Below are 23186 nucleotides of genomic sequence, written 5' to 3'. Positions count from 1 at the left end.
GGAAAGTTTTATGGAAAATTGGCAAAAGCAAAAAAGGTATATTAAGACCTTTGCTGACGAAGACTGTGCGATTTCTACGAATGATCTAAGCGTTTTTTATGGTGGTACTGTGCAAAAGCTGTTTGACGTTAGTTTAGGCTTTAAGAAAAACACAATCACTGCTTTGATCGGTGCCTCTGGTTCGGGAAAATCAACTTTTTTACGGTCACTTAATCGCATGAACGACCGGGTAGCAAAAGTTGATGGTAAAATCATGTTTCATGACCTTGATATTAATCAGAGCAAAATCAATGTTTACGAATTACGAAAAGCTATCGGTATGGTTTTCCAAAAACCGAATCCTTTTCCTAAATCAATCAAGGAAAATATCACTTATGCGTTAAAAGCAAATGGGCAGCAAAATAAGAAAAAGTTGGACCAGATAGTAGAAGAAAGCTTGAAAGCAGCTGCATTATGGGATGAAGTCAAAGATAAACTTGATCAGAGTGCTTTGGCACTTTCTGGTGGTCAGCAACAAAGACTTTGTATAGCGCGGGCAATTGCTTTAAAGCCGGAAATTTTACTCCTTGATGAGCCTGCTAGCGCATTAGACCCTGTGTCTACTGCCAAACTTGAAGATACGCTCAAGCAATTGCGTAAGAAGTACACTATGATTATGGTAACGCACAATATGCAGCAAGCCTCAAGAATTAGTGAATATACCGCGTTCTTTCACTTGGGACATGCGTTAGAATATGATACTACTACTAATATTTTTACTAATCCTCAAGGTGAAATTACTGAAAAATACATTCAGGGTAGTTTTGGATAAAGGTGGCGTTATTAATGACAAATGTAATGGAGGCAAAAAATATTAAACTTAAGTATGGCAACTTTGAAGCTTTACACGGAATTAGTTTGGCATTCCCTGCTCAAAAATTGACTGCCTTAATTGGACCGTCTGGTTGTGGCAAATCAACGTTCTTACGCTGTTTAAATCGCATGAATGATGATATTGATGATATTAATATTACTGGCGAAATTCTTCTGGAAGGTAAAGATATCTATCATTCGCATATTGATTTAGTTGCCTTGCGTAAGAAAGTAGGAATGGTGTTTCAACAACCTACGCCATTTCCCTTTTCTGTTTTTGATAATGTTGCTTATGGCTTGCGCATAGCTGGTGTTAAAGATAAGGAGCTGATTAAGCAGAGAGTCGAAGAAAGTTTAAAACAAGCCGCTATTTGGAATGAAACTAAAGACAGTTTAGAGCGAAACGCACTGGCTTTTTCTGGTGGTCAACAGCAACGTATTTGTATAGCGCGGGCGTTGGCGATCAGACCAGAAGTTGTTTTGCTTGATGAGCCAACTTCGGCTTTGGATCCAATATCAAGTGCCGAAATTGAAGAAACACTGATGGCATTAAAGCAAAAGTATACTTTTATTATGGTGACACATAACTTGCAACAAGCAAGTCGGATTTCTGATCAAGTTGCCTTTTTAATGAATGGCGAGCTAATCGAATCAGGCTCAACACAAGAGATGTTTTTATCACCTAAAAAGGAAATGACTAACAATTATCTTAATGGCCGTTTTGGCTAAATTTGGAGGTGGATTATGCACGAAATATTTTTAGACGAATTGAAAAAGTTGAATGCCCAGTTTATGGAAATGGGAGTTCTGGTCAATGATTTGATTGATAAAGGGACACGCTCGTTCGTCGAACATGATAAAAAAACAGCACAGGAAATGATTGCGGAAGATAAGGAAGTAGCAAAAGAAGCCGTTAGAATTGAGAAGAAGGCTTTGGAATTAATGGCACTTCAGCAACCGGTGGCAACTGATTTCCGCGTAGTTATTAGTATTTTAAAGGCTACAACTGATTTAGAAAGAATTGGCGAAAACGCGAATAGTATTGCCGTTGAAACTGTTAGAGTTAAGGGCAATCCACGTCTGCCAGAAGTTGAAAAGGTTATTTCTAACATGACGCATCAGGTCCGTGAGATGCTGGTACAAGTTCTGACTGCCTATGTACAAGAAAATGAAAAAAATGCCAGATTGACGGTACTTGGACACGCCAAAGTCTTTAAGGATTATAAGAATGCCAGACAAATGATCATAGATGGGGTTGAAAAAGAGCCAGATGCTGCTGTAGCCTCAGCTAGTTATTTTGTCATTATCAGACTTCTTGAAAGAATCAGCGATCATATTGTTAACATAGCAAGTTGGGTTATCTATAAGAGTTCTGGTGAATTATTCGAATTAATTAAACCCAAGAAGAAATAATTAACTTGCATTTAGGATATAATACTAATATAATTATTAAAGTAAATTCTACCTAAGACTCGGGTGGCATGACGCCTTAATTTCCCGCCGAGGCCAGAAGATAATGAAGAGTTTATGCTCCATGTCTTTCTTGGCATGGAGTTTTTATTTAGGCCTTATGGAATTTATAATAATTTGATGGAGGTGAATTCGTGTGAGTAAAGCTGCTATTGCTGAAAAGGAAAAGTTCGTTGACGCTTTTGCCGATGAACTTAAGGCTGCTAAAGCAATTTTAGTAATTAATTACCTTGGTTTAACTGTTGAAGAAGTTACTAACATGCGTAAGGAACTTCGTGAAAACGATGTTAAGATGAAGGTTGTTAAGAACACTTACTTAAGACGTGCTGCTGCTAAGGCTGGTATTGAAGGTCTTAGTGAGACTTTTGTTGGTCCTACAGCTGTAATTTATACTGATAATGCTGATGACATTACCGAACCAGCTCGTATTGTTTCAAAATACGAAGATGATTATGACGTTATCGACATTAAGGGTGGTGTGCTGGAAGGTAAATTGACTTCTAAAGAAGAAATCAAGGAACTTGCTGCCATTCCTGGTCGCGAAGGCTTATTGTCAATGCTTGTTTCTGTTTTACAAGCTCCAGTACGCAATTTCGCATATGCTGTTAAAGCTGTTGCTGATTCAAAAGATGAATCTGCTGAATAAAGCTGAATATTAATATAATTTATATCTAAAATTTTCGGAGGATACATAAGTATGGCTTTAGATACTGAAAAGATTATTGAAGACTTAAAAGGTGCTTCAATTCTTGAATTAAATGACCTGGTAAAGGCTATTGAAGATGAATTTGGCGTTTCTGCTGCTGCTCCAGTTGCTGCTGCAGGTGCTGCTGGCGGCGAAGCTGCTGCTAAATCAACATATGATGTTGAATTGACAGAAGCTGGCCAAGAAAAGGTTAAGGTTATTAAGGCTGTTCGTGACATTACTGGTCTTGGCCTTAAGGACTCAAAAGATCTTGTTGATGGCGCTCCTAAGAACGTTAAGGAAGGCGTTTCTGAAGACGAAGCTAATGACATTAAATCTAAACTTGAAGAAGTTGGCGCTACAATTACATTGAAATAATTGTAGTCCCAGTGGACAAGTTAATAAACAGAGAACGTATTTGCGAATTGCAAATACGTTCTTTTTTGTTTTAGAAAGTAAAAGTAGCAAAAAGGACAATTAATTAATAAAGACATTAACCTATTTATAAAAAATTTTAACTCAGACTATTATTTTATAATATAATTAAACTTGTATTGCATTAAATTTAATGAGTTTTTACCATGATAACTGTGAGTAAAATATTTTTTACTGCAATAGTTTTAAATACTTCGGATTTCTGTCTAATAAAAAGTAAAAGGAGAATTACAATGAAAAAAGTTAATATACGCAAAATTATTACCATTTTTTCGGCTGTATCATGCTTAACAATAGGTTTATCTACATTAGCAACACCAATAAATGCTAAAAATACTTCTGGTACCGCTGCTTTAAATTCTCCTACTAAAAAAACAGTTATAGTTAAAAAGAAAACGTATTTATACGATAAAAGGGGAGGCAAACTAAAAAAGAAAATATTGAAAAAGGGTCAAAGAATAGCAGTATCCTTTAAAACTAAAAAGATTAAGGGTCAAAAATTTTATCTTGTCACTAAAGATAAGTTTGTCTTGGCAAAATTGGTTACTAAAACAAAAGTAAAATCTAAAGCTAAAAAGCTCAAGAAACAGACAAAACTGCCAAATTCAAATAAACTGACTAATTCTGACAACCAAACACAAACTGAACATGAATTTCCTACAATTGCTAATTTTTCAATCACTGAATTTAGACAAGAGTTTCTGAAAGAATTGAATAAGGAGAGAGCACAGCGGGGGCTAAGTGCAGTTATGGAAGATCCCCGGCTTGATGAGATTGTTCAAGAAAGAACCAAATTATTACCTGCCAATTTTTCGCATAATGATTCTGCCGGTAATTTCATTTTGAATGATTTTTTCAATAAAGCAGGTGTCGTGCGTAAAACTACTGCTGAATGTATAGCCGCTTTTCCTTGGGGTGCAACCGTAGATCATTCAAATAACGAGCTGATTAATGCTGAAAATAATGCCAGCAGTGCATTAGTTGCTGATAACATGCTTTATGAATATATTTATAATGATGCGCAATCTAATTGGGGACATCGGGATATTTTACTTGATCCTAACGATAAAACAATTGGTCTTGGTGCGTTAGCGGATAAAGACAGTGGTCAAATTTGTTCGTCAGTTGGCGTTATATATTAAAGATGAACATTAAAAAGCCAATCGGTAGTAACAAATTAAGATGTGACTAATAAGTGATTTAATTAATAGTTCTAATCTGTCTTACAGACCGATTTGTTTTTGCAATTGAATTTACAATATCAAGGTTAAATCTAATGAAAAAAAGATATATTTTTTGGTTAGTATTTATTATTTCTTTATTTGAAATACAAGCGGCAAATCCCGTAAAAGCGGACGCCAGTGATTATTCTGGGAATGCGACAGCTAGTAGTCAAAATAATAATACCGAAGATAAAAATAAAGCTGAAAACAACAACAATAATTCTAATGTAAATGACGATAAAACTGGAGATAATAATAACCAAAATAAGCAGGATAATGAAACTCCAAAAAATGACGAAAATAAGCAACCTCCACAGGTAAAACCAAAGATTAAACAAGGTTGGGTAAAAAAGGGCAAAAAGCAATATTTTTACAAAAATAATAAAAAAGTCAAAGGGCTCGTAAAAATAAAAAAGGACCATTATTTATTTAATAAACACGGAGTTTTGCTCAGTGGATTAAGAAAGACGCCCCATAAATCTACTTATAGTTATTATCAGCCTAATGGTAAAAGAAGTGAGAAATCAATATCTACCAAAAAAGCTTATTATTGGATTAAAAAAGGCGTAGTTAAAGGCATCAGAAACTATGCCCAGTGTATTTGTCAAAGACCAGAATTACCAACTGGTTGTGAAATGACAGCAGCTACAATGATGATTAATTTTGCTGGCAAGAAAGTGTCAAAATTAAAAATCGCAAATGAAACCCCGCGTAGCAGCGATCCTAATAAAGGATTTATTGGTTCTCCTTATAAAGCATATCCTGAAGGCTATTGGGTAGCTCCAGGCGGACTAAAGGGCGTCGTCAAAAAGTATCTGGGAAAAGCTAAAATTATGACTGGTTATGGCTTAAGCGCCATTAAAAACAAACTGCTTCATTCACATTTGGTAGTCGTTTGGGTAAATGGTATGGATGGTTTCTCTAATCACGCACTTACTTTGACTGGCTATCATAATCAACAGCTTTATTATAATGATCCGTGGACCGGAGCAAAAGCACAAATCAGTAGTGTTGCTTTTACCAGCTATTGGAACCGTGATGGATATAGAGCATTAAGTTATTAAATTAATATGTGATTTATATTATTTTATGTTTTTATTTGAAGATAAAAGAGGAAATTTATGAAATATAGAAAGCAAATATTTGTGGGAATTGCGGCAATCACTTTACTAGCAAATGTGGGAACAAGCGTTGTGACAGCTGATGCTATTGATCCTTCTGTAACTAACAATTCGCAGACGGATAAAAATAATCAGTTGTCTGATAACAAAGTAGACTCTGATAAAAATAACGATAATACAAGTAATGACGTTGGTACCACAGATGGCACTAATTCTGGTCAAAATGATACCTCTAAAATACCTGAAGAACCGAAAGTTCCCACAGTAAGTAAAACTGTTTTTAAGCAACTCCACACAAAATTCAAGTGGACGGCAGGAGATAAAATTACTGATCTAATTAAGCTAAACAGCCCTGAGAAAAGACCTGTTACTTTACAAAAATGGAATGGGAAAAAATATATTAATGTTAAAAAATATATGACTGATGATGACGGAAGTCTTAAATTGACTTATCCTGCGGCTTGGTACCATCATAAACACTCTACCTGGCGTTTAGTTTCCCCTGAAACTAATACTTGGACTGCAGCTAAGAGCAGTAAGATAACAATCAGTACGGTTCGTCGGTACCAAATACCTAAAAAATATCGCCAGTTACACATGAAAAGCTTACATCTCAAAGGTTTTTATACCAGTCCCCTTGATAAGAGCTTAAATTATGCTTCTACTAGAAGTGATTACGTTAAAGCTTTCATAAAACGTGGTTACCAATATCAAAAAGCGGGTACAGCATGGGTTGATTTTACTACTAAAAAACCGGGCACTTCTGTAGATTGCTCAGGTTTAGTAATGCAATGCATGTACGCAACAGGGATTGATCCATCCCCAGCAAATCCAAAATGGCATGCTACACATGAGTGGGGTTGTCGGTCATTTGTTCAAAGTCCAACTTTGCAAACAGTTAGCCTCAATAAATTAAAGCGTGGCGACTTAATTTTTTATGGCCGTCCAAAGCCAATTTGTTATCACGTTGGAATTTATTTAGGTAATAATAAAGTTTTACATTCTTGGCCTAATGCCGGTGTTACAGTGTGGAATGCTAATTTCCGGCCATATTACTACGCCAAACGCGTATTTCCAGTAACCAAGACCGTTAAAGTTCATCAAATGTCTTAACATTGAAAATAGTAAATCTAATTATGTTTTAAAAAAATATAGGGCATAATTAGATTTTTTATTTTATTTGCAAAAATTGACATGTTCGCTAGAATTATCTAAATAAAGTACTAAGGAATGAAGCAAACGATGACTGAACAAAATAACCAAATGTACTATGCGGAAAACCCGACTTCACAGCATGATGAGCATGTTGTTGATTACCGGGTTAATGATATTGATTTAAAATTTACTACTGATGCCGGAGTTTTTTCAAAAATGCGGGTGGACTATGGCTCAGGCGTTTTAATCAAAAAAATGCCTGATGTCAATTTTCCCTCAAATAATATTCTGGATGTAGGAACCGGGTACGGTCCTCTCGGTCTTTTTGCAGCCAAATTTTGGCCGACGCAAACTGTCGAGATGGTAGACGTTAACCAGCGTGGATTAGATCTAGCCAAAAAGAATGCTGAGCTTAACCATATAGATAATGTGGCAATTTTTGTTTCTGACGTGTATAGCAACATTGCTCCAGAGAAAAAATACGGTTTAATTGTGACTAATCCACCAATTCGAGCTGGTAAAACAGTAGTTTCTAATATTTTATCTGGTGCAAAAAGTCATTTAGTTGGTGGTGGAGTTTTATTAGTAGTAATTCAGAAAAAACAGGGTGAACCCAGCGCTCGCAAATTGCTAACTAAAACTTTTGGGAACTGTACAATTTTAAAAAGGGATAAAGGTTATTACGTATTGCAGGCGGTGAATAATTAATGTCATTTTCAAGCGCAGAGAAAAAGAATTTGATGCAGCTGGCTTTTGAACAGGCCCAAAAAGCACAAACTTTAGGCGAAGTTCCCATTGGTGCGATTGTGGTGGCTCCCGATGGGCAAGTTATCGGAGAAGGCTTTAATCGGCGCGAATTAGACCAAGACGCGACTCAACATGCTGAGATGATAGCAATTAGGCAAGCGTGCTTAAAGCTTGGCACTTGGCGTTTAATTGACTGTAGTTTATTCGTTACATTGGAACCTTGTCCTATGTGTGCTGGTGCGATCATTAACTCTCGTATTAAAAATGTTTACTTTGGAGCACTTGATCCTAAAGCTGGTGCAGCGGGCAGTGTGGTTAACCTTTTTGAAGTAGCAAAATTTAATCATCATCCAAATGTTGTTCGGGGACTTTATCGAGAAGAAGCCAGTCAAATGTTAAAGAGCTTTTTCAAGGATATCAGGCGAAAACAAAAAGCTGCAAAAGACACAAGTAAAAATTTCGCAAATTAGTGGAAATATACCATAAAATACGTTAATATATCTTATGGGCAATGTTTGACCTCCAAAGCGTGTCAGGACCGGAAGGTAGCAGCACTAAGGTTGCTCGGGCATGTGCCTTTTATTAGACAATTACAAACTCTTAACTCTTTCGCAAGAGTTAAGAGTTTTTTACTAGGGAAGACTGATCTATGGCTTATCAAGCGTTATACCGCAAATGGAGACCGCGCACTTTTGACAGTGTAATTGGTCAAGATGATATTACGGAAACTTTGAAAAATGCAATTAAGCGTGGGACAATCTCACATGCCTTTTTATTTGCTGGGCCTCGTGGAACTGGTAAAACGTCCTGTGCTAAAATTTTGGCCAAGGCGTTAAATTGTACAAATCTTAAAGATGGCGAGCCTTGTAACGAATGCGCAAATTGCAAAGCAGCAGATAAAGGCGTTATGGCGGATATCATAGAAATTGATGCGGCTTCCAATAATGGTGTTGACGAAATACGTGATATTCGGGATAAGGTGAAGTATGCGCCTACTCAGGGTAAATACAAAGTTTATATCATAGATGAGGTCCACATGTTGTCTATGGGTGCATTTAATGCTTTGCTTAAAACTTTAGAAGAACCACCAGAGCATGTCGTCTTTATCCTGGCCACTACTGAACTGCAAAAAGTACCGGCAACCATTATTTCACGGACACAGCGCTACAATTTCAAACGTATTTCTCAAGCCGACATGGAAAAACGTATGAAATATATTTTAGATCAAGAAAAAATTGGCTATGACGATAAAGCTCTGGGAGTGATCGCACAAGTAGCCGATGGTGGTATGAGGGATGCTCTGAGCATTTTAGATCAGCTTTTAAGTTTCGATAAAAACAAAGTTAAATATGACGCAGCTTTGGAAATTACCGGTTTTGCTGATCAAGAAAAAATTGAGCAGATTTTGCTGGCGATTTTAAACAGGGATGCAGCTCAGGCAATATCACTGGCGCAAGCAGAATTCAAAAATGGTGCCAGTTCCAAAAACATTTTAGATGAACTGATAGCAATGGCTACCGGTGCTTTGATGATTGTTAAAACGAAAGATAGCAGTCAAAACAATTTCTTGAATAAAGACTTTGTTCAAAAAATTAAGAATATTCCTGCTGAACGTTATTTTCAGTTAATAGCTGCTGCTAATACCGCTCTGAACGATTTGCGCTATACTAATCAACAGCAAATTCCCTTAGAAGTGTTTTTGGTTGAAAGTACTAGTGCAAAAGAGCAAGAATCTGACTCTGCCATTATTACGGCTGAACAAGAAAAAAGCAGTGCTCAAAAACCGGAGCTAAGAGAAGAAATAGCGGCATTAAAGAAACAAGTTGCTAGTTTGGTCAAGAAAGTTAATCTTTTAACTAAAAATCAAACTAAGAACAGCGACCAAATTTTTCATTTGGATACCGTTGTTGCCGATCAGTCAAATGCTGACAAAAATAAGAAAGCTAATGCCAAGCCGCCGAAAAAGGTGAGAAAAACTGCTAGTAATAAGAAAAGAGCTAACGAACTCAATCGCAAGCAGGTTTATCATGTTCTGGAAAATGCCACGAAGGAAAATCTGCTGGCTATTAGAAACGTTTGGCCTGATTTGCAGTCAGTTTTAGGTGTGTCGCAGCGTGCTTTATTAGACGTTCTTAAGCCTGTTGCAGCTAGTTCGGATCAAGTAGTGATGAAATGTAAATATGCTCTTTGGTTTGAAAAGGCAAGTGAAGATGATAATTTAATAGATGTGTTGACAGCTGAAATTGCCAAATTTACTAAGCACAATTATGAGATAGTGTTGGTACCCGATGAAGATTGGTCTACCGTGCGTAAGGAATTTTTGCAAAAACATGGTCAAGAGCTTTTAAATAAACAAAAGCATAAGGATGCTGACCAGGAACATGATGAAGCAAATGACGAAGTAGTAAAAAAAGCTAAAGAGTTATTCGGTGACACTGTAAATATTAAAGATTAGAATTAAAAGGAGAAATTAATATGAGTAAAAGACCTAATTTTGGCGCTATGGGTGGCATGAACATGCAACAAATGATGAAACAGGCTAAAAAGTTGCAAGAACAAATGGCTCAAGAACAACAAAATATTACTGCTCAGGAATTTGTGGGCAAGTCTGCTGATGATTTAGTTGTAGCCACTTTTAGCGGAGATCGAAAATTGAAAAATATTGCTATCAATAAAGATGCAATAGACCCAGATGATCCTGACATGTTGCAAGATTTAGTTATTGATGCAGTCAACAAAGGTTTAGAAGAAATCGATCAGGCTACACAAAAAAGTTTAGGCAAATACACGAAGGGTATGATTTAATTGCAATATCCAGCACCAATTGCGCATTTAATTGATTCATATATGAAATTACCTGGTATTGGTGAAAAAACAGCAACTCGGCTTGCATTTTATACTTTAGACATGCCAGATAATGATGTTCGAGATTTTAGTACCGCCTTATCCGAAGTAAAGGAGAAACTCCATCGCTGCTCTATTTGTGGCAATATTACTGAAAAAGATCCTTGCTCCATTTGCAGCAATCCTGCTCGCGACCAATCGACTATTATGGTGGTTGAACAACCTAAGGATGTCATGGCTTTTGAGGATATGGGTGAATATAGCGGCTTGTACCATGTTTTACATGGTGTTTTGTCACCAATGGATGGTATTGGACCAGAAGAAATAAACATTAAGTCATTAATAGTTCGTTTACAAAAGCATGATGATGTTAAAGAAGTGATTCTAGCCTTAAATTCAACTCCAGAAGGTGAATCAACTGCAATGTATATTAGTAAATTAATTAAACCCGCTGGCATTAAAGTAACTAGGTTGGCTGCTGGGTTAGCTGTTGGCAGCGACATTGAATATGCTAACTCAATTACTTTGAAACGCGCAGTACAGGGGAGAACATCAATCTAATGGCAAAAAATAAAGTTAAAAATATGGGCGATGAGTGGTTAATGACTATCATCGAAAATTTACAAGAACAAATCGCTGTACAAAAAAATCTCGATCCAACAACACTAGATATGTCAGAAGATAATGTAATTTCAGGCAAAATTTTACGTGCAAAATACTCTTTTTTATATGATGAAGCACGTTTGCGGCATACAAGATTTAGTGGTTTCACCAATGCAATTTCTGAATAAAAGTCCTTATCTTGAGGGCTTTTTATTTTACTAAAAAATTAAAAGTACGTTGGGGTGTTCATATAAAAAGAACTCTTGTAAAATAGAGACATGGAGAGATTTATGAAAAGTTATTTTATTAGTTTTGAAGGGCCGGATGGTTCAGGAAAAAGTACAGTTTTAAAGCAAGTGGTAGAGCAAATAAGTCCTAGACTTAAAACACAATATCTAGTGACTCGTGAACCTGGAGGTTCAAAAATTGCCGAAAAAATTCGCCAATTGATTTTAGATCCAGTTAATGAAGAAATGTCTGCCAAAACTGAAGCCTTGTTGTATGCAGCTGCGCGCAGTCAACATATGTTTGAAACAGTAATTCCGGCGCTTAAAGCAGGAAAAGTGGTTTTCTCTGACCGCTTTGTTGACAGCTCTTTAGCTTATCAAGGCGCAGGTAGAAATTTGGGTATTGCGGCTGTCAAGCAAATTAACGATTTTGCTACCAGTAAAATCGAACCAGATTTAACTATTTTTTTAGACATTAAGCCCCAAATAGGCCTAGCCAGAATTGCTCAGGAGCGGGCAGGTCAGGAAGATCGGTTAGAGCAAGAACAATTACTCTTTCACCAAAAGGTTTATGAAGGCTATCACGAAGTAAATGCTGCTTATCCTGATAGGATCAAAATAGTTGATGCAAATAAAGCCCTAAATTTAGTTGTAGCAGATTGTGTTAAAATTATTGCAAACCATTTACCAGCAGATTTGTTAAAGGACTGATTAAAATGAAGTTAATAGTAGCAATTGTGCAAAAAGAAGACGCTAACAGGTTACAACATACATTTGTTAAAGAAAGCATTCGTGCGACCAAGCTTGCTACAACAGGCGGCTTTCTCAGTGAAGGTAATACCACTTTTCTAATCGGTATAGACGATAAGCATGTTAAGCAGGTTTTGCGCATTATCAAGGAAGAATCTAAGGCCCGTGAAGAATATATGAATCCTAATATGACAATGACGGGTTTTGAAATGAACAGTCAACCAATCAAAATTACTGTTGGCGGAGCCACTTGTTTTGTTTTGCCAGTAGAAGAGTTTAAACAATTCTAATGATTGTTAACATTGCTGAAAAGGGTGCGAAGCAGGCTGAATTTTTGCGTCAAGCGTTTGAACAAAATAAATTGGCGCATAGTTATTTATTTGTTGATGCAAATGAAGTTCAAGCTTTAAACACAGCATACTGGCTGGCTTGCCTTTTTAATTGTACTGGTAAAAATAAACCGGATGGATCATGTCAAAATTGCCGGCAGATTATTTCGGGTAACCATCCTGATGTTTTACTGGTTGAGCCGGAAGGCAAACAAAGCTTGGGGATTGATCAAGTTCGTCTATTAAAAGAAGAATTGGCTAAGAGTCCTGTGCAAAGTAATGTGCGGTTCTTTTTTATAAATGAAGCACAAAAATTAACTTTGTCTGCGGCTAATGCCTTGCTTAATTTATTAGAAGAACCCGTTGCGCCTGTGGTTACAATTTTAATTACAAATAATACTGATCAAATTTTACCCACGATTCGTTCACGTACTCAAATCATAAATTTCACGACTAATGAAGCAATAAATAGTAAAACTGAAGAACTTTTAGCAAATGGCTTTAGTCCCAACGATGTTAATGATTTAGGGGATACTAGCAAGTTAGAACAGAAAACCAAGTATTTTTATCAGGAAGTGCTTGAAAGTAGCTCTTTAGCACTAGTAAGCGCACATCAATTGGCAGAAATGGCTAAAAGTAAAAATGAGCAAAAATATATTTTTTTCTTACTGAAAAAATGGGCGCAAACAGAATTAATGAATGGCAAACAACAAGATGGAGCAAGAATGCTAAGAGATTTACTTGAGCTCGATAAGATGCAATATAGTAATGTTAGCTTGCGCAATTTACTTGATTATCTTGCTTTGCAATGGAAACGGTAGGTGTAAATAGTGGATTCTTATTCAAAATTGGAGCAGCTTCACGATTCAATGGTCAATATGACCAAAACAATCGAAAGTTTAGAGAATAGTTTTTTAGAAACTTTAAAAGAAAATACAGAATTAAAAGTAGAGAATCAGTTGCTGCGCGAAAAAATGGACAAAATGAATAATGCCCACAATAATACCGTTAAAACTCAAAGTGGCCTTGAATCTCTACGCCAAATTTATAGTTCAGGTTACCATATTTGTAACATGTATTACGGCTCTCACAGGGATCCGAATACTGATTGCATGTTTTGCCTTGATATCTTAGATAACTTTGGCGAAAAGAAGAAAAAACATTAAAGGATTGATTGAATGCAGAGGCAAAGCAGTTATGCTCAAGAAGCTGGTAAGCTTTATTTGGTGCCAACACCAATAGGCAATCTTGATGATATTACAATTAGAGCAAAAAGAATTTTACAAGAAGCCGACTATATTGCAGCCGAAGACACCAGAACTAGCGGAATACTCCTTGAAAAGATTGGCGTACACAATCGGATGCTGTCTTTTCATAAGTATAATTCAAAAGAACGGGCCCCAGAACTAGTCTCTTTGATGCAAAAAGGTGCGGTAATTGCTGAAATTAGTGATGCTGGGATGCCGGTTATTTCGGATCCGGGATATATTCTGGTGCAGGAATGTATTAAAAATAATATCCCGGTGGTTCCACTTCCAGGCCCTTCTGCATTTGCTACGGCTTTAATTGCTTCTGGTTTTGACGCCCAGCCATTTACTTATTATGGTTTTTTACCTCGTAAAAAAGGTGAGCAACAGCCTTTCTTTGAGCAAATGAACAAAGCACATGCTACCTCAATTTTTTATGAAGCTCCCCACAGGTTAGTTAAAACTTTGGCTAATATGGCTACTATCTTTGATTCAGATCGTAAAATAGTAGCAGCACGAGAATTAACTAAAATTCACGAAGAATTTATCAGGGGCACAATTAGTGAAGTTACTGCTTACTTTAAAGAGCAAGCACCACGAGGCGAATTTGTAATTTTGGTTTCGCCTAACACCCAGCAATCGGAACAATTATCTTGGGCTGAATTGATAGATTTGGTAAATGAATTAGTAGCAAACGGTGAAAGCAAGAAGACAGCCATCAAAGAGGTTGCACAAAATAATCATATATCTAAGAATGAATTATATGATCGTTATCATCAAAAGTAGGTGCATATTATGAAATATAGTGAAAAACATTTGGTTAACTTTTATGAATGTGATGAAAACAAAAATTTAAAGTTGCCGGCAATGATTGATCTCATGATGAGTGTTTCAGAACACCAGTTGGACTCAGGTAATGGAAGTACTAACGCTCTGACCAAAAGGGGTTTAGGTTGGGTAGTAACCCAATATCATATTGATGTTACACGTATGCCCAAGCCGAATGAAATGATTGAATTGACCACTGAACCGGTTGGCTATAACCGTTTCTTAGAATACCGTAATTATGTTTTTACGGATCAGAACGGGAATGAATTGATTAGTGTTAAAAGTGAGTGGGTTTTATTTGACTTAAAAACGCGTAAGCTGGTTTCAACTGACAAGGAAATGATGGTTGAGCTTGGTGTTCCGCTATTAAAAAAGCTGCCTCGTTTTCCAAGACTGCGAGTTCAGGAAAATTACGAGAAAAAGCGGCAGTATCGGGTAAGATATGATGATTTGGACACTAATCATCATATGACTAACGGCCATTATTTTAATTGGTTTCTTGACACGCTTGATCGGGACTTTTTAAAAGAGCATATTATCCAAACTATTGATGTCAAGTTTAATTTAGAAGTGCGTTATGCTCAAACTCCGTATGCTTGTGTGAGCATAGTTGATGATGGAGACAGTGTCAAAACATTTCATACAATTGCTGATGACGATAAAAAAGATAAAGCTGTTTGTGAACTAATCTGGCGCAAGTTATAATATAATTAATTTTTGTGTTGATACACAATTTTAATTAAAGAAAGAAAGTGCTGCAAATGACTATTAAAGAAATGCTTAAGGTTGAATTGCGCGATCTAGTACTTTTGGGTATTATTGTCGCAATGAAAATTATTCTTAGTCGTTTTACAGTTGGTACGACTATTGTGCACGTTAGTCTGGGTTTCATAGGCAGTGTGATGCTGGGTTACCTTTTTGGTCCGGTCTGGGGTAGTGTAGGCGGTGGAATAGGTGATTTAGTTTCATCTGCTCTATTTGGCAACCAAGGTGGGTTCTTTCTCGGCTTTACATTAAGTGCAATGGTCGGACCATTTATCTATGGCTTGGTGTTTTATCAAAAACCAGTCAAAATTTGGCGGATAATTCTTGCAACTCTGTTAGTAACTGTTGTTGTTAATATTGGGTTAAATACTTTATGGGTTCACCTTTTATACGGGATGGACTTTCGCGTTGCCCTTATTCAACGGATACCAAAAGAGGCAATTACTCCGTGGTTAGAGATGATTATTAGTTACTTTGTTTTGAACGCTATTTCGCGTGTTAAAATCAAAAGGTAATTTTGAAAAGAGTAAAAATTTTAGAATGAAAATTTTAAGTATGTCGACTGCGACAAACAATCTTAGTGTGGCTTTGAATGACAACAATAAAATTGTTGCGGAAAAAAATGAGTATGATGCCCGTAATCACAGTGCGCACTTAGACCCGTTAATTGCTGAAATTCTAAAAGAAAATAAATTAACTTTGTCCGAAGTTGATCGTTTTGCTGTGGCTATTGGCCCGGGTTCATACACCGGTTTACGTATTGGGGTTACCACTGCTAAAATGTTTGCCAGTATACTTCATAAAGATGTGGTTGGAGTTTCTACATTACAAGCTTTGGCAGCAAGTTGTGAGGAGAGCGAGGCTTTAATTGTCGCTGGCATTGACGCCCGCAATGATAACTATTTTGCCGGTGCCTATGTTAATAGTATGACTGGTAGTTCACCACTTTGTGTAATTCCCGACGGACACTATCACGTTGATACTTTGCTGAGTGCGGTCAAAGAATACTATGCAAAAAATAGTTGCCCTAAAATTATTTTTGTAGGTTCAGGTTTTGAAAAGCAAAAAGAAAATATAAAAAAGCTGAATGTAGAATTTAGTTTTGCGGAAGAAAAGCAAAATGCCGTTCATGCTGGCCTGATCGGTCGACTTGCTTGCAAAGCTGAGGCTGACGATCCTGATAAACTTTTGCCAAACTATTTGCGGCGTACACAAGCAGAAATTGATTGGCACAAAAAGACCGGGAAAGCTTACGAGCCTGATAACAATTATGTGGAAGAAGTTTAACTTTTTCAGGTCTTTTTTACTTTCAAGAGAACAAGAAAGAAAAATAAGATTTGCACCAACTAAAATTACCATCAATGATTCCGTTTTGGATATTAGAAAAGCTGAACCAAAAGATATTGCTGCATTAGTGGTTTTAGAAAAAAGCCTTTATCAAGGTCAAACGCCTTGGACAATGTCCATTTTTCAAACAGAATTAACTAAGGTTAATGCACTTTATATAGTAGTAGCGCACTCAAACATTTTGCTAGCAGTGATTGGTATCAGATTTAACAGAAGTGAAGCTCATATTACTATCTTGATGGTGGATTCAGCTTGGCAGAAACTTGGGTTGGGGACGTATTTAATGAATTTGGCAATTGATATTGCTAAAAATAAAAAATGTAAGGAGCTTAGTTTAGAGGTAAGAGCGGATAATTTGGCTGCTCAAAATTTATACCAAAAACTAGGCTTTGTAGTAACTTTTATTTGGCCTAATTACTATCAAGATTCCCATCAAAATGGGCTGAATATGGTGCTCAAATTGACAGACGATTAAAGAAAGGAAATAGAAGTGACAAATAAAAAAGACATCCGTATTTTAGCTTTTGAGAGTTCATGTGATGAAACTTCAACGTCTGTTGTAAAAAACGGCAGAGTAGTAGAGAGTATGATTGTTGCAACACAAATTAAAAGTCATCAACGTTTTGGCGGTGTTGTTCCTGAAGTTGCTAGTCGTCATCACATTGAAGTTATTACTCAAATTACCAATGAGGCTTTAAGCAAGGCAAACGCCACATGGCAAGATATAGATGCAATTGCTGTCACCTGTGGTCCGGGTTTAATTGGGGCACTTTTAATCGGTGTCAGTGCCGCTAAAGCCGCTTCAATGGCTACAGGCATCCCTTTAATTGGCGTTGATCATATTATGGGTCATATTATGGCGGCGCAGTTAAAAGAAGAAATAGTTTATCCGGCACTTGCACTGCAAGTTTCTGGTGGTCATACTGAGATCGTTTTGCTTAAAGATCCGACACATTTTGAAATCGTTGGTGATACTAGAGATGATGCGGCAGGAGAAGCTTATGATAAGATTGGACGAGTTTTAGGGGTTAATTATCCAGCTGGTAAAACAATAGATGAATGGGCTCATCAGGGGCAGGATACCTTTGATTTTCCCCGTGCAATGATTAAAGAAGAAGATTATGATTTTTCTTTTTCTGGTTTAAAGAGTGCGTTCATTAATACTTGTCATCACGCTGAACAAATTAACCAAAAACTAAATAAATACGACTTAGCAGCCAGTTTTCAAGCCGCAGTAATTGATGTTTTAGCAACTAAAACGATTAGGGCTATTAAGCAGTATCAGCCCCAAACCTTTATTATGGGTGGTGGTGTAGCCGCTAACCATGGTTTACGGGACAGAATGAACAGTGAAATAGCAAGTTTACCGCAAAATCTGCAACCTAAAGTTATTTTGCCTGATTTAAAGCTTTGCGGTGATAATGCCGCGATGATTGGTGCAGCGGCATACAATTTATATCAGGAAGGAAAATTTGCTGACCTTACTTTGGATGCTGATCCATCTTTAGAATTACCTTACGCATCCGAAATGTTGAAATAAAGTAAATAATAAAAAGTGAAGTTAACCCCTAGAATTGGACGTTAACATTAATTCATGTTTGCTAAGGCCGTATTCCGATATTCAATCGGGGTGCGGCCTTTTAGCGTGTGCCTGATTCTAGCTTGATTGTAGTATTTGATCCATTTTTCCATGGCCTCCTGCAGCGCCTTCTTAGTAGGATAGGTATAGGTGTAGTAGTCTAGCTCAACCTTCATGATGTGAAAGAGACTCTCGCAGGCCGCATTGTCGTGGCAGGTCGCCCGTCGCGACATACTTTGAAAAACGTGGTGCTGCTTTAGGGTCTGACAATATGCTTTGGACTGGTATTGAATGCCCTGATCGCTGTGAATCGTCATGCGGTAAGGCAGTTTGGGCCGGATCGCCAAAACCTGCTTGAGTCCATCTAGAACATATTTGGTCTGCGGCCACTGACTGATGGTGTAACTGATGATTTCACCGCTGTAAAGATCTTTAAAGGGCGAGAAATATAACCGTTCGCTCATGCTCTTATTGCCATAGCGAAACTCGCTGATATTGGTGACTACCTTTTGGTAGGGCCGATCGATCTTAAACTTCTGGTGGAAGCGGTTCTTCGCCTTCTTGCCTTGCGGACCTTTTGATGAATCATACTTGCCTGCACGCAAGTTGTATTTGCGGGCCAGCAGCTTGTGCTCCTTCATCAGGCGATAAATGCGTTTATGGTTCACCTGCAAGCCGTACTTGATTTTTAGCGTGTCAGTCATGGGCAGGTAGCCGATGGGATTATGCCTTTTAACCACTTTAATCAGCGACAGTAAAGCCAGATCGCTGTATTTTTTCCGCCTGCTGCGCGGGTGATACTCGTAGGTGCTCTTGGCTAAAAAGCTATAGTGCAATAGTTCTTGCAGTTGATAGTTGTGCTCATGCCTTAGCTCTTGGATGATGGTCCGTTCTTCTTGCGTTGAGCGTCTTTGCGCCGAGCTAAGGCTTCGACTTTTTTTAGGTAGTCGTTCTCAATGTGGAGCTGACGGTTTTCTAAGCGCAGCCGCTCTAATTCAGATAACTCGCTGCTGGTATACTTAACTGGTTTTTTAGGCAATTTGTTCATTGGTGGTCGGCCTCGTTTGGTAAATAGCGCATCAAGCCCGCCTTCATCAAAACGTTTTTGCCAAGTACAAATTAAGCTGGGTGTGGCAATTTTGAAGTGAATGGCGGTATTTTGATAGGTCTCGTCATGTTCTTTTCTCCAGTTTAAGACTTGGAGCTTGAATTGACCACGATAATTTTGCGAGGTGTGCCGAATTTCTAGGCCCTTAACACCAAAGTGCTGGTATTGCGCAGCCCAGGTATCAATTAGTTGATGTGATCCGGTGCCAATCATTTGCGCCACAGAACAGCTGCTGTAGCCTTCTTTGAGCAAGTTAAGCGCCTGTAATTTTTGTTTGACGGTAAATTTAACCATAGTAAAACCCTTCAGATGGATTTTGGTCCAATCTAGAGGGTTAACTTCGCCTTGAACATCTTATGGGTTTATTTTATTTAGTAAAAGTGACTTATAAGTAATTCAACTAACTATTCGGAATATTGTAAATGTATTAAGCAGGGACTAAACCAATTTTTAATTTCAATCCCAAACCAAGTGCGTATCTATTCAGTGTTACTAAGGTAGGGACAGAATCCAACATTTCTAGTTTGGCTAGCTGAGGTTGCTTTATATTTATCCTTTCAGAAAATTCTTTTTGTGAAATGTGATGTTTAATCCTTTCGGCATAAAGCTCAGCCATAGTATCAATAATTACTTTTCATCTTCTGGAATTGATGAAAAACTATCTTCAATATCATTAAGTTTCATTTTGATTACGGCCTTTCTAACCAATCATCTAAAAGTCTAATTTGTTTCTTAGTGTAATAATTTAGTAAAATAAATTATATTATTTTTTGTTTCTTTTTTCGAAATTGATATAGCTTTGATAATGTTCTTCAGTTATGGTGCCTTCTTGAACGGCTGCTTTGACAGCGCATTTTGGCTCTGACAGGTGGCTGCAATTTCTAAATTTACAATTCTTTGCTAAGGCTTCAATATCATTGAAGACTGCTGGATTGCTTTTTTGCGCTGTACTGTTAATAGCCTTAAATCCGGGAGTATCGATGTAATAAATATCTAAATCAGGCAGTGCATTAAGGGTGATACTTGTTGTAGTATGCCTGCCTTTTTGATCGCCGCTGCGCACGTTACTAACCTTGTTCACATCTTTACCTGCTAAATTATTTAATAAAGTTGATTTACCTACACCAGAAGCTCCCACTACTGCAATAGTATGCCCTTTAATTAGCATTTTTTTAATTTGCTGTATAGTTTCCGGCAGATATGCAGAAACCGTTCTAACTTTTAAAGTAGGATAAGCTTGACCAATTTTGTTTTTTATCTCCTTATATTCAGTTATATGATCAGCTTTTGATAATAAAATTATTGGATCGCGATCAGATATACGAAATGTTTCTAAATAGCGCTCTAGTTTTTCTATTGTAAAACGCTGATCAACAGCAATCATTACCCAAATTTCGTCAACATTGGATGCAAGGAGTTGCTTTTGGCTTTTAACGTGCCAGCTTTTTTCAGCACTGCTGGTTACCTTAGAGAGTATATTATCTCGAGGGTAAACTTTAGTGATTTTACCTTCAATTGGCGAATAACTAACGTAATCTCCGACTATTATTTTGTCTATTCCTAATTTTGTCAAATTTGTATGAGCCAAATTAACAGTTAACAAATCGCCATGCTGGTTTGCTAAAATGACTTTCTTGCTAAAATTGTTGATTACCCGATAAATTTTGTTGTCTGATAAATTGTTTTTTAAAATGAATGTTTTTATTCCAAAATCAACATTTCTATTTTTCAAATTGCTACCTCTAATTATTTAAAACTTTTAATTTTTAATATTACCTGCAAAAATTGTCTATTAACTTACTCAGCATTGTTAAGTTCGTTAATGCTAATGATTTGATCAGCGAGGCGGGCCGTTTCATCCTGTAAATGATGCGTGACCATGATCACGGTCTTGTTTTGCTGGCTCAGAATCAGCATTTCTAAGGCATTGCTGGTTTCCTTGTCTAGTGATGAAGTCGCCTCGTCCAGTAAATAAATCGGCGTGTCGCGGAGTAGTTGGCGCGCGAAAGCAATCTTTTGCTTCTGGCCGCCAGAAAGAGACGTGCCCCTGGCGTCTAGGACAGTATCCAGTCCCGCCGGCAGCTTTTTGATCATGCTGGCCAATCCGCAGGCGCGGATTATGCTATTAAGCTTTTCGGTGCTCACTTCCTGCCCCAATGTTAGGTTCCACTTTACACTCGCGTTAAAAATATAAGGATCTTGCTCAACGTAGCCGATCTTTTGGTGCAGTTGCCGGTCAGATAATGCGCAATAATTTTGTCTGTCCAAGAATAATTCACCGTGATAATCAGTAAGCAGCCCGCTAATCAGCTTTAACAGCGTGCTTTTCCCACTGGCCGAGTCGCCAAGCAGGACATATTTTTGATGCGCGTTAAAGGTAAAAGTTATATTAGTAAGAACAGCTCTGTCTTTTTCCGGATAAGCATAGGACAGATTCTTCAGCTTGATGCTGGGGGAGTCGGCGGCAGTAATTGCATTATCTTCCTTTTGGCTGCTTTGCCTGATACTTTGCAGCTTATTCATTATCGGTTTGAGCGACTTGAACTCCTGCCAATTAAAGCTGATCCCGCCCAGTTCGGCAAAAATTATCCCGGCAAAGTATTGCGCGCCGCTAATTGTCCCGATAGGTGTCAGGTGCAGCAGGATCAGCAGCCCGCTTTGTGCCAGAATGAGCACCTGGCTCAGGGCCGAACCCAAGTCGGTCAGCCACTGCGATTTGCCTGCTGCCTTGGTGTAAGCCGCGGCGTGTTTCTTAACGTCACTGGATGCGTGGTCGATTTTAGTAATTATTCTGTGCGGCAAATTGACCAAAAACAGGGTATTAAAACCGTCAAGGATATCGGTGACGGTGTTAACGAGCCGTTCGTTTGCGCGGGTTAGCGCCAGCGACCTGCTGGCCATTGATTTTGCAAAAAAACGCGGCAGAAGCAGCACAATGACTGCCAAAAGCAGGGTCACAATAAGCAGGCTGTAATGAAAGTAGGCCAGCGTTATGGATCCCATGATAATCTCACTGACTTGCTGGATAATCATGAGCAGATCACCGATGCCGTATTCGTTGATGGTCTGAATATCGTTAGTTAGCCATGATGTGTAGGTCGCCGTAGTTTGACGATGAAATGAACTGTAGCTTGAATTAGCCAGGCTGCGGGCGACATCGTTCCTAATGAGCGTGTCGATATCCTGCCTAAGGTAAGTCGAAGCCAGTTGGCAGAAGTAGCCTACGAGCGCGAAAAAGATGTTAGCGCCGCCCATGACTATTATCCAGGTGAAAAACTGCCTGCCATTTAGGCGCGCAACAGCACTAAGGGCATTAGCGCTGGCAATGCCGCTTAAAGTTAGAAGCCCGGCCTTGGCAATCGTTAGAAAGATAACCAGGCAAAAGGGTAATTTTGCTTTCTTGAAATAATGGAATAGTCCCATAAATACCACCTTAAAAATATAATAATTTTAATATTAATTAAATTTATTATATACAATTTGTTTCTAATGTACTAATATTAATTTAATTAAATTTAAAGGAGGATGTAAAAATGTCAGAAACTCAATTATTAGAACAGTTGGATAGTATTAAACGTGATGATGTAAAGTTAGATAAAGTCTCCTTAGTAATTCGTTTTGAAGGAAATGGTAACCTTTTATCGAAAAAGGATGATGATTTTTATGATGCTCATACTGGCGGAATGTCAGGTGGTGGTTCTTCGATACAGCACTGTACTCCGCCATGGTAGGTATATAGCAGGGTGTAAAAATCAATAATAATTTTATATTATTCACATTTATGAAGTGAAAATATCAATTCTAATGTTAGAATGGTGATACTTTATAAACGAACTGACAACAATTAATTTGAATCTCGAAATAATAGAAA

The 23186-nt window shown here is 37.6% G+C and carries 29 protein-coding genes, 1 other RNA gene, 1 pseudogene and 1 other annotated feature; of the genes and pseudogenes, 26 read left to right on the top strand and 5 right to left on the bottom strand.

The features are described 5' to 3' along the window. The first annotated feature begins 10 nt into the window (after positions 1–10). The 25 genes from pstB (LACWKB8_RS06410) (at position 11) to tsaD (ending at position 18168) form a co-directional block, all read left to right on the top strand. Positions 11–811 (top strand): phosphate ABC transporter ATP-binding protein PstB, encoded by an 801-nt coding sequence (gene pstB, locus LACWKB8_RS06410; protein ID WP_038523563.1) that lies wholly within the window; start codon positions 11–13, stop codon positions 809–811. 14 nt (positions 812–825) lie between these two features. Beyond that, positions 826–1581 carry a phosphate ABC transporter ATP-binding protein PstB gene (gene pstB, locus LACWKB8_RS06405; RefSeq protein WP_038523559.1) on the top strand — a complete coding sequence of 252 codons (756 nt, stop codon included), beginning with the start codon at positions 826–828 and terminating at the stop codon, positions 1579–1581. A gap of 15 nt (positions 1582–1596) precedes the next feature. Next, entirely contained in the window at positions 1597–2265 is a 669-nt protein-coding gene (gene phoU / locus LACWKB8_RS06400) for a phosphate signaling complex protein PhoU (RefSeq protein WP_038523556.1), read from the top strand. A gap of 33 nt (positions 2266–2298) precedes the next feature. Further along, positions 2299–2422, top strand: a sequence feature (ribosomal protein L10 leader region). A 36-nt stretch (positions 2423–2458) separates the two neighbouring features. Further along, positions 2459–2968 (top strand): 50S ribosomal protein L10, encoded by a 510-nt coding sequence (gene rplJ, locus LACWKB8_RS06395; protein WP_038523553.1) that lies wholly within the window; start codon positions 2459–2461, stop codon positions 2966–2968. 51 nt (positions 2969–3019) lie between these two features. Then, on the top strand, positions 3020–3385 hold the full coding sequence (gene rplL / locus LACWKB8_RS06390) for a 50S ribosomal protein L7/L12 (protein WP_038523551.1): 366 nt from the start codon (positions 3020–3022) through the stop codon (positions 3383–3385). Positions 3386–3675: 290 nt separating this feature from the next. Next, positions 3676–4584, top strand: a complete 909-nt coding sequence (locus LACWKB8_RS09020) for a CAP domain-containing protein (RefSeq protein WP_052059668.1) — start codon at positions 3676–3678, stop codon at positions 4582–4584. Positions 4585–4718: 134 nt separating this feature from the next. After that, entirely contained in the window at positions 4719–5729 is a 1011-nt protein-coding gene (locus LACWKB8_RS09165) for a C39 family peptidase (RefSeq protein WP_038523548.1), read from the top strand. A 57-nt stretch (positions 5730–5786) separates the two neighbouring features. Beyond that, a complete protein-coding gene (locus tag LACWKB8_RS09010) occupies positions 5787–6899 on the top strand; it encodes a C40 family peptidase (RefSeq protein ID WP_052059667.1) in 1113 nt (370 codons plus the stop codon). 129 nt (positions 6900–7028) lie between these two features. Continuing rightward, the gene (locus LACWKB8_RS06370) at positions 7029–7649 is read left to right on the top strand and encodes a class I SAM-dependent methyltransferase (RefSeq protein WP_038523545.1); all 621 of its coding nucleotides are present in this window, start codon (positions 7029–7031) and stop codon (positions 7647–7649) included. After that, entirely contained in the window at positions 7649–8158 is a 510-nt protein-coding gene (gene tadA, locus LACWKB8_RS06365) for a tRNA adenosine(34) deaminase TadA (RefSeq protein ID WP_038523543.1), read from the top strand. Before LACWKB8_RS06370 ends, tadA begins: the two co-directional genes overlap by 1 nt. Before the next feature lie 28 nt (positions 8159–8186). Further along, an RNA gene (ffs, locus tag LACWKB8_RS09160) (signal recognition particle sRNA small type) lies at positions 8187–8280 on the top strand. Positions 8281–8337: 57 nt separating this feature from the next. Further along, positions 8338–10143 (top strand): DNA polymerase III subunit gamma/tau, encoded by a 1806-nt coding sequence (gene dnaX / locus LACWKB8_RS06360; protein ID WP_038523540.1) that lies wholly within the window; start codon positions 8338–8340, stop codon positions 10141–10143. 20 nt (positions 10144–10163) lie between these two features. Continuing rightward, on the top strand, positions 10164–10493 hold the full coding sequence (locus LACWKB8_RS06355; protein ID WP_038523538.1) for a YbaB/EbfC family nucleoid-associated protein: 330 nt from the start codon (positions 10164–10166) through the stop codon (positions 10491–10493). After that, positions 10494–11093 (top strand): recombination mediator RecR, encoded by a 600-nt coding sequence (gene recR, locus LACWKB8_RS06350; RefSeq protein ID WP_038523535.1) that lies wholly within the window; start codon positions 10494–10496, stop codon positions 11091–11093. Continuing rightward, positions 11093–11323 (top strand): YaaL family protein, encoded by a 231-nt coding sequence (locus LACWKB8_RS06345; RefSeq protein WP_038523532.1) that lies wholly within the window; start codon positions 11093–11095, stop codon positions 11321–11323. Before recR ends, LACWKB8_RS06345 begins: the two co-directional genes overlap by 1 nt. Before the next feature lie 102 nt (positions 11324–11425). Further along, positions 11426–12073, top strand: coding sequence for a dTMP kinase (tmk, locus tag LACWKB8_RS06340; RefSeq protein WP_038523530.1), 648 nt, complete (start codon positions 11426–11428; stop codon positions 12071–12073). A gap of 5 nt (positions 12074–12078) precedes the next feature. Continuing rightward, positions 12079–12402 carry a cyclic-di-AMP receptor gene (locus LACWKB8_RS06335; protein ID WP_038523527.1) on the top strand — a complete coding sequence of 108 codons (324 nt, stop codon included), beginning with the start codon at positions 12079–12081 and terminating at the stop codon, positions 12400–12402. A 2-nt stretch (positions 12403–12404) separates the two neighbouring features. Then, a complete protein-coding gene (locus LACWKB8_RS06330) occupies positions 12405–13262 on the top strand; it encodes a DNA polymerase III subunit (RefSeq protein ID WP_038525025.1) in 858 nt (285 codons plus the stop codon). A gap of 9 nt (positions 13263–13271) precedes the next feature. Beyond that, the gene (gene yabA / locus LACWKB8_RS06325) at positions 13272–13607 is read left to right on the top strand and encodes a DNA replication initiation control protein YabA (RefSeq protein ID WP_038523524.1); all 336 of its coding nucleotides are present in this window, start codon (positions 13272–13274) and stop codon (positions 13605–13607) included. 12 nt (positions 13608–13619) lie between these two features. Continuing rightward, positions 13620–14474, top strand: a complete 855-nt coding sequence (gene rsmI / locus LACWKB8_RS06320; protein WP_038523521.1) for a 16S rRNA (cytidine(1402)-2'-O)-methyltransferase — start codon at positions 13620–13622, stop codon at positions 14472–14474. Between the two features lie 9 nt (positions 14475–14483). Further along, positions 14484–15221, top strand: coding sequence for an acyl-[acyl-carrier-protein] thioesterase (locus LACWKB8_RS06315; protein ID WP_038523518.1), 738 nt, complete (start codon positions 14484–14486; stop codon positions 15219–15221). Between the two features lie 56 nt (positions 15222–15277). Beyond that, positions 15278–15796, top strand: coding sequence for a folate family ECF transporter S component (locus tag LACWKB8_RS06310; RefSeq protein WP_038523515.1), 519 nt, complete (start codon positions 15278–15280; stop codon positions 15794–15796). Between the two features lie 25 nt (positions 15797–15821). After that, on the top strand, positions 15822–16568 hold the full coding sequence (gene tsaB / locus LACWKB8_RS06305) for a tRNA (adenosine(37)-N6)-threonylcarbamoyltransferase complex dimerization subunit type 1 TsaB (protein WP_038525024.1): 747 nt from the start codon (positions 15822–15824) through the stop codon (positions 16566–16568). Continuing rightward, positions 16552–17103, top strand: coding sequence for a ribosomal protein S18-alanine N-acetyltransferase (rimI, locus tag LACWKB8_RS06300; RefSeq protein WP_038523512.1), 552 nt, complete (start codon positions 16552–16554; stop codon positions 17101–17103). Before tsaB ends, rimI begins: the two co-directional genes overlap by 17 nt. Before the next feature lie 15 nt (positions 17104–17118). Then, complete coding sequence (gene tsaD, locus LACWKB8_RS06295; protein ID WP_038523510.1) at positions 17119–18168, top strand: tRNA (adenosine(37)-N6)-threonylcarbamoyltransferase complex transferase subunit TsaD; 1050 nt, start codon at positions 17119–17121, stop codon at positions 18166–18168. 47 nt (positions 18169–18215) lie between these two features. Here the strand turns inward: tsaD and LACWKB8_RS06290 are convergent, their stop codons facing one another. From LACWKB8_RS06290 to LACWKB8_RS06270, 5 genes and pseudogenes are all read right to left on the bottom strand, one after another. Next, a complete protein-coding gene (locus tag LACWKB8_RS06290; protein WP_240596468.1) occupies positions 18216–19088 on the bottom strand; it encodes an IS3 family transposase in 873 nt (290 codons plus the stop codon). Next, a complete protein-coding gene (locus LACWKB8_RS06285; protein WP_038523504.1) occupies positions 19076–19609 on the bottom strand; it encodes a helix-turn-helix domain-containing protein in 534 nt (177 codons plus the stop codon). Before LACWKB8_RS06285 ends, LACWKB8_RS06290 begins: the two co-directional genes overlap by 13 nt. 133 nt (positions 19610–19742) lie before the next feature. Continuing rightward, positions 19743–19999: pseudogene (locus tag LACWKB8_RS06280) on the bottom strand (helix-turn-helix domain-containing protein). Between the two features lie 79 nt (positions 20000–20078). Next, positions 20079–21047 (bottom strand): ribosome small subunit-dependent GTPase A, encoded by a 969-nt coding sequence (gene rsgA, locus LACWKB8_RS06275; protein ID WP_052059664.1) that lies wholly within the window; start codon positions 21045–21047, stop codon positions 20079–20081. Between the two features lie 65 nt (positions 21048–21112). Continuing rightward, on the bottom strand, positions 21113–22738 hold the full coding sequence (locus LACWKB8_RS06270) for an ABC transporter ATP-binding protein (protein ID WP_038523502.1): 1626 nt from the start codon (positions 22736–22738) through the stop codon (positions 21113–21115). Positions 22739–22848: 110 nt separating this feature from the next. Between LACWKB8_RS06270 and LACWKB8_RS06265 the strand changes: the two genes are divergently transcribed. Continuing rightward, complete coding sequence (locus LACWKB8_RS06265; RefSeq protein ID WP_038523499.1) at positions 22849–23046, top strand: hypothetical protein; 198 nt, start codon at positions 22849–22851, stop codon at positions 23044–23046. The last annotated feature ends 140 nt before the right edge of the window (positions 23047–23186 follow it).

The organism is Lactobacillus sp. wkB8, from assembly GCF_000761135.1.
GTDB classification, from domain to species: Bacteria; Bacillota; Bacilli; order Lactobacillales; family Lactobacillaceae; genus Lactobacillus; species Lactobacillus helsingborgensis.
This window is presented reverse-complemented; position numbering and strand designations above follow the sequence as displayed.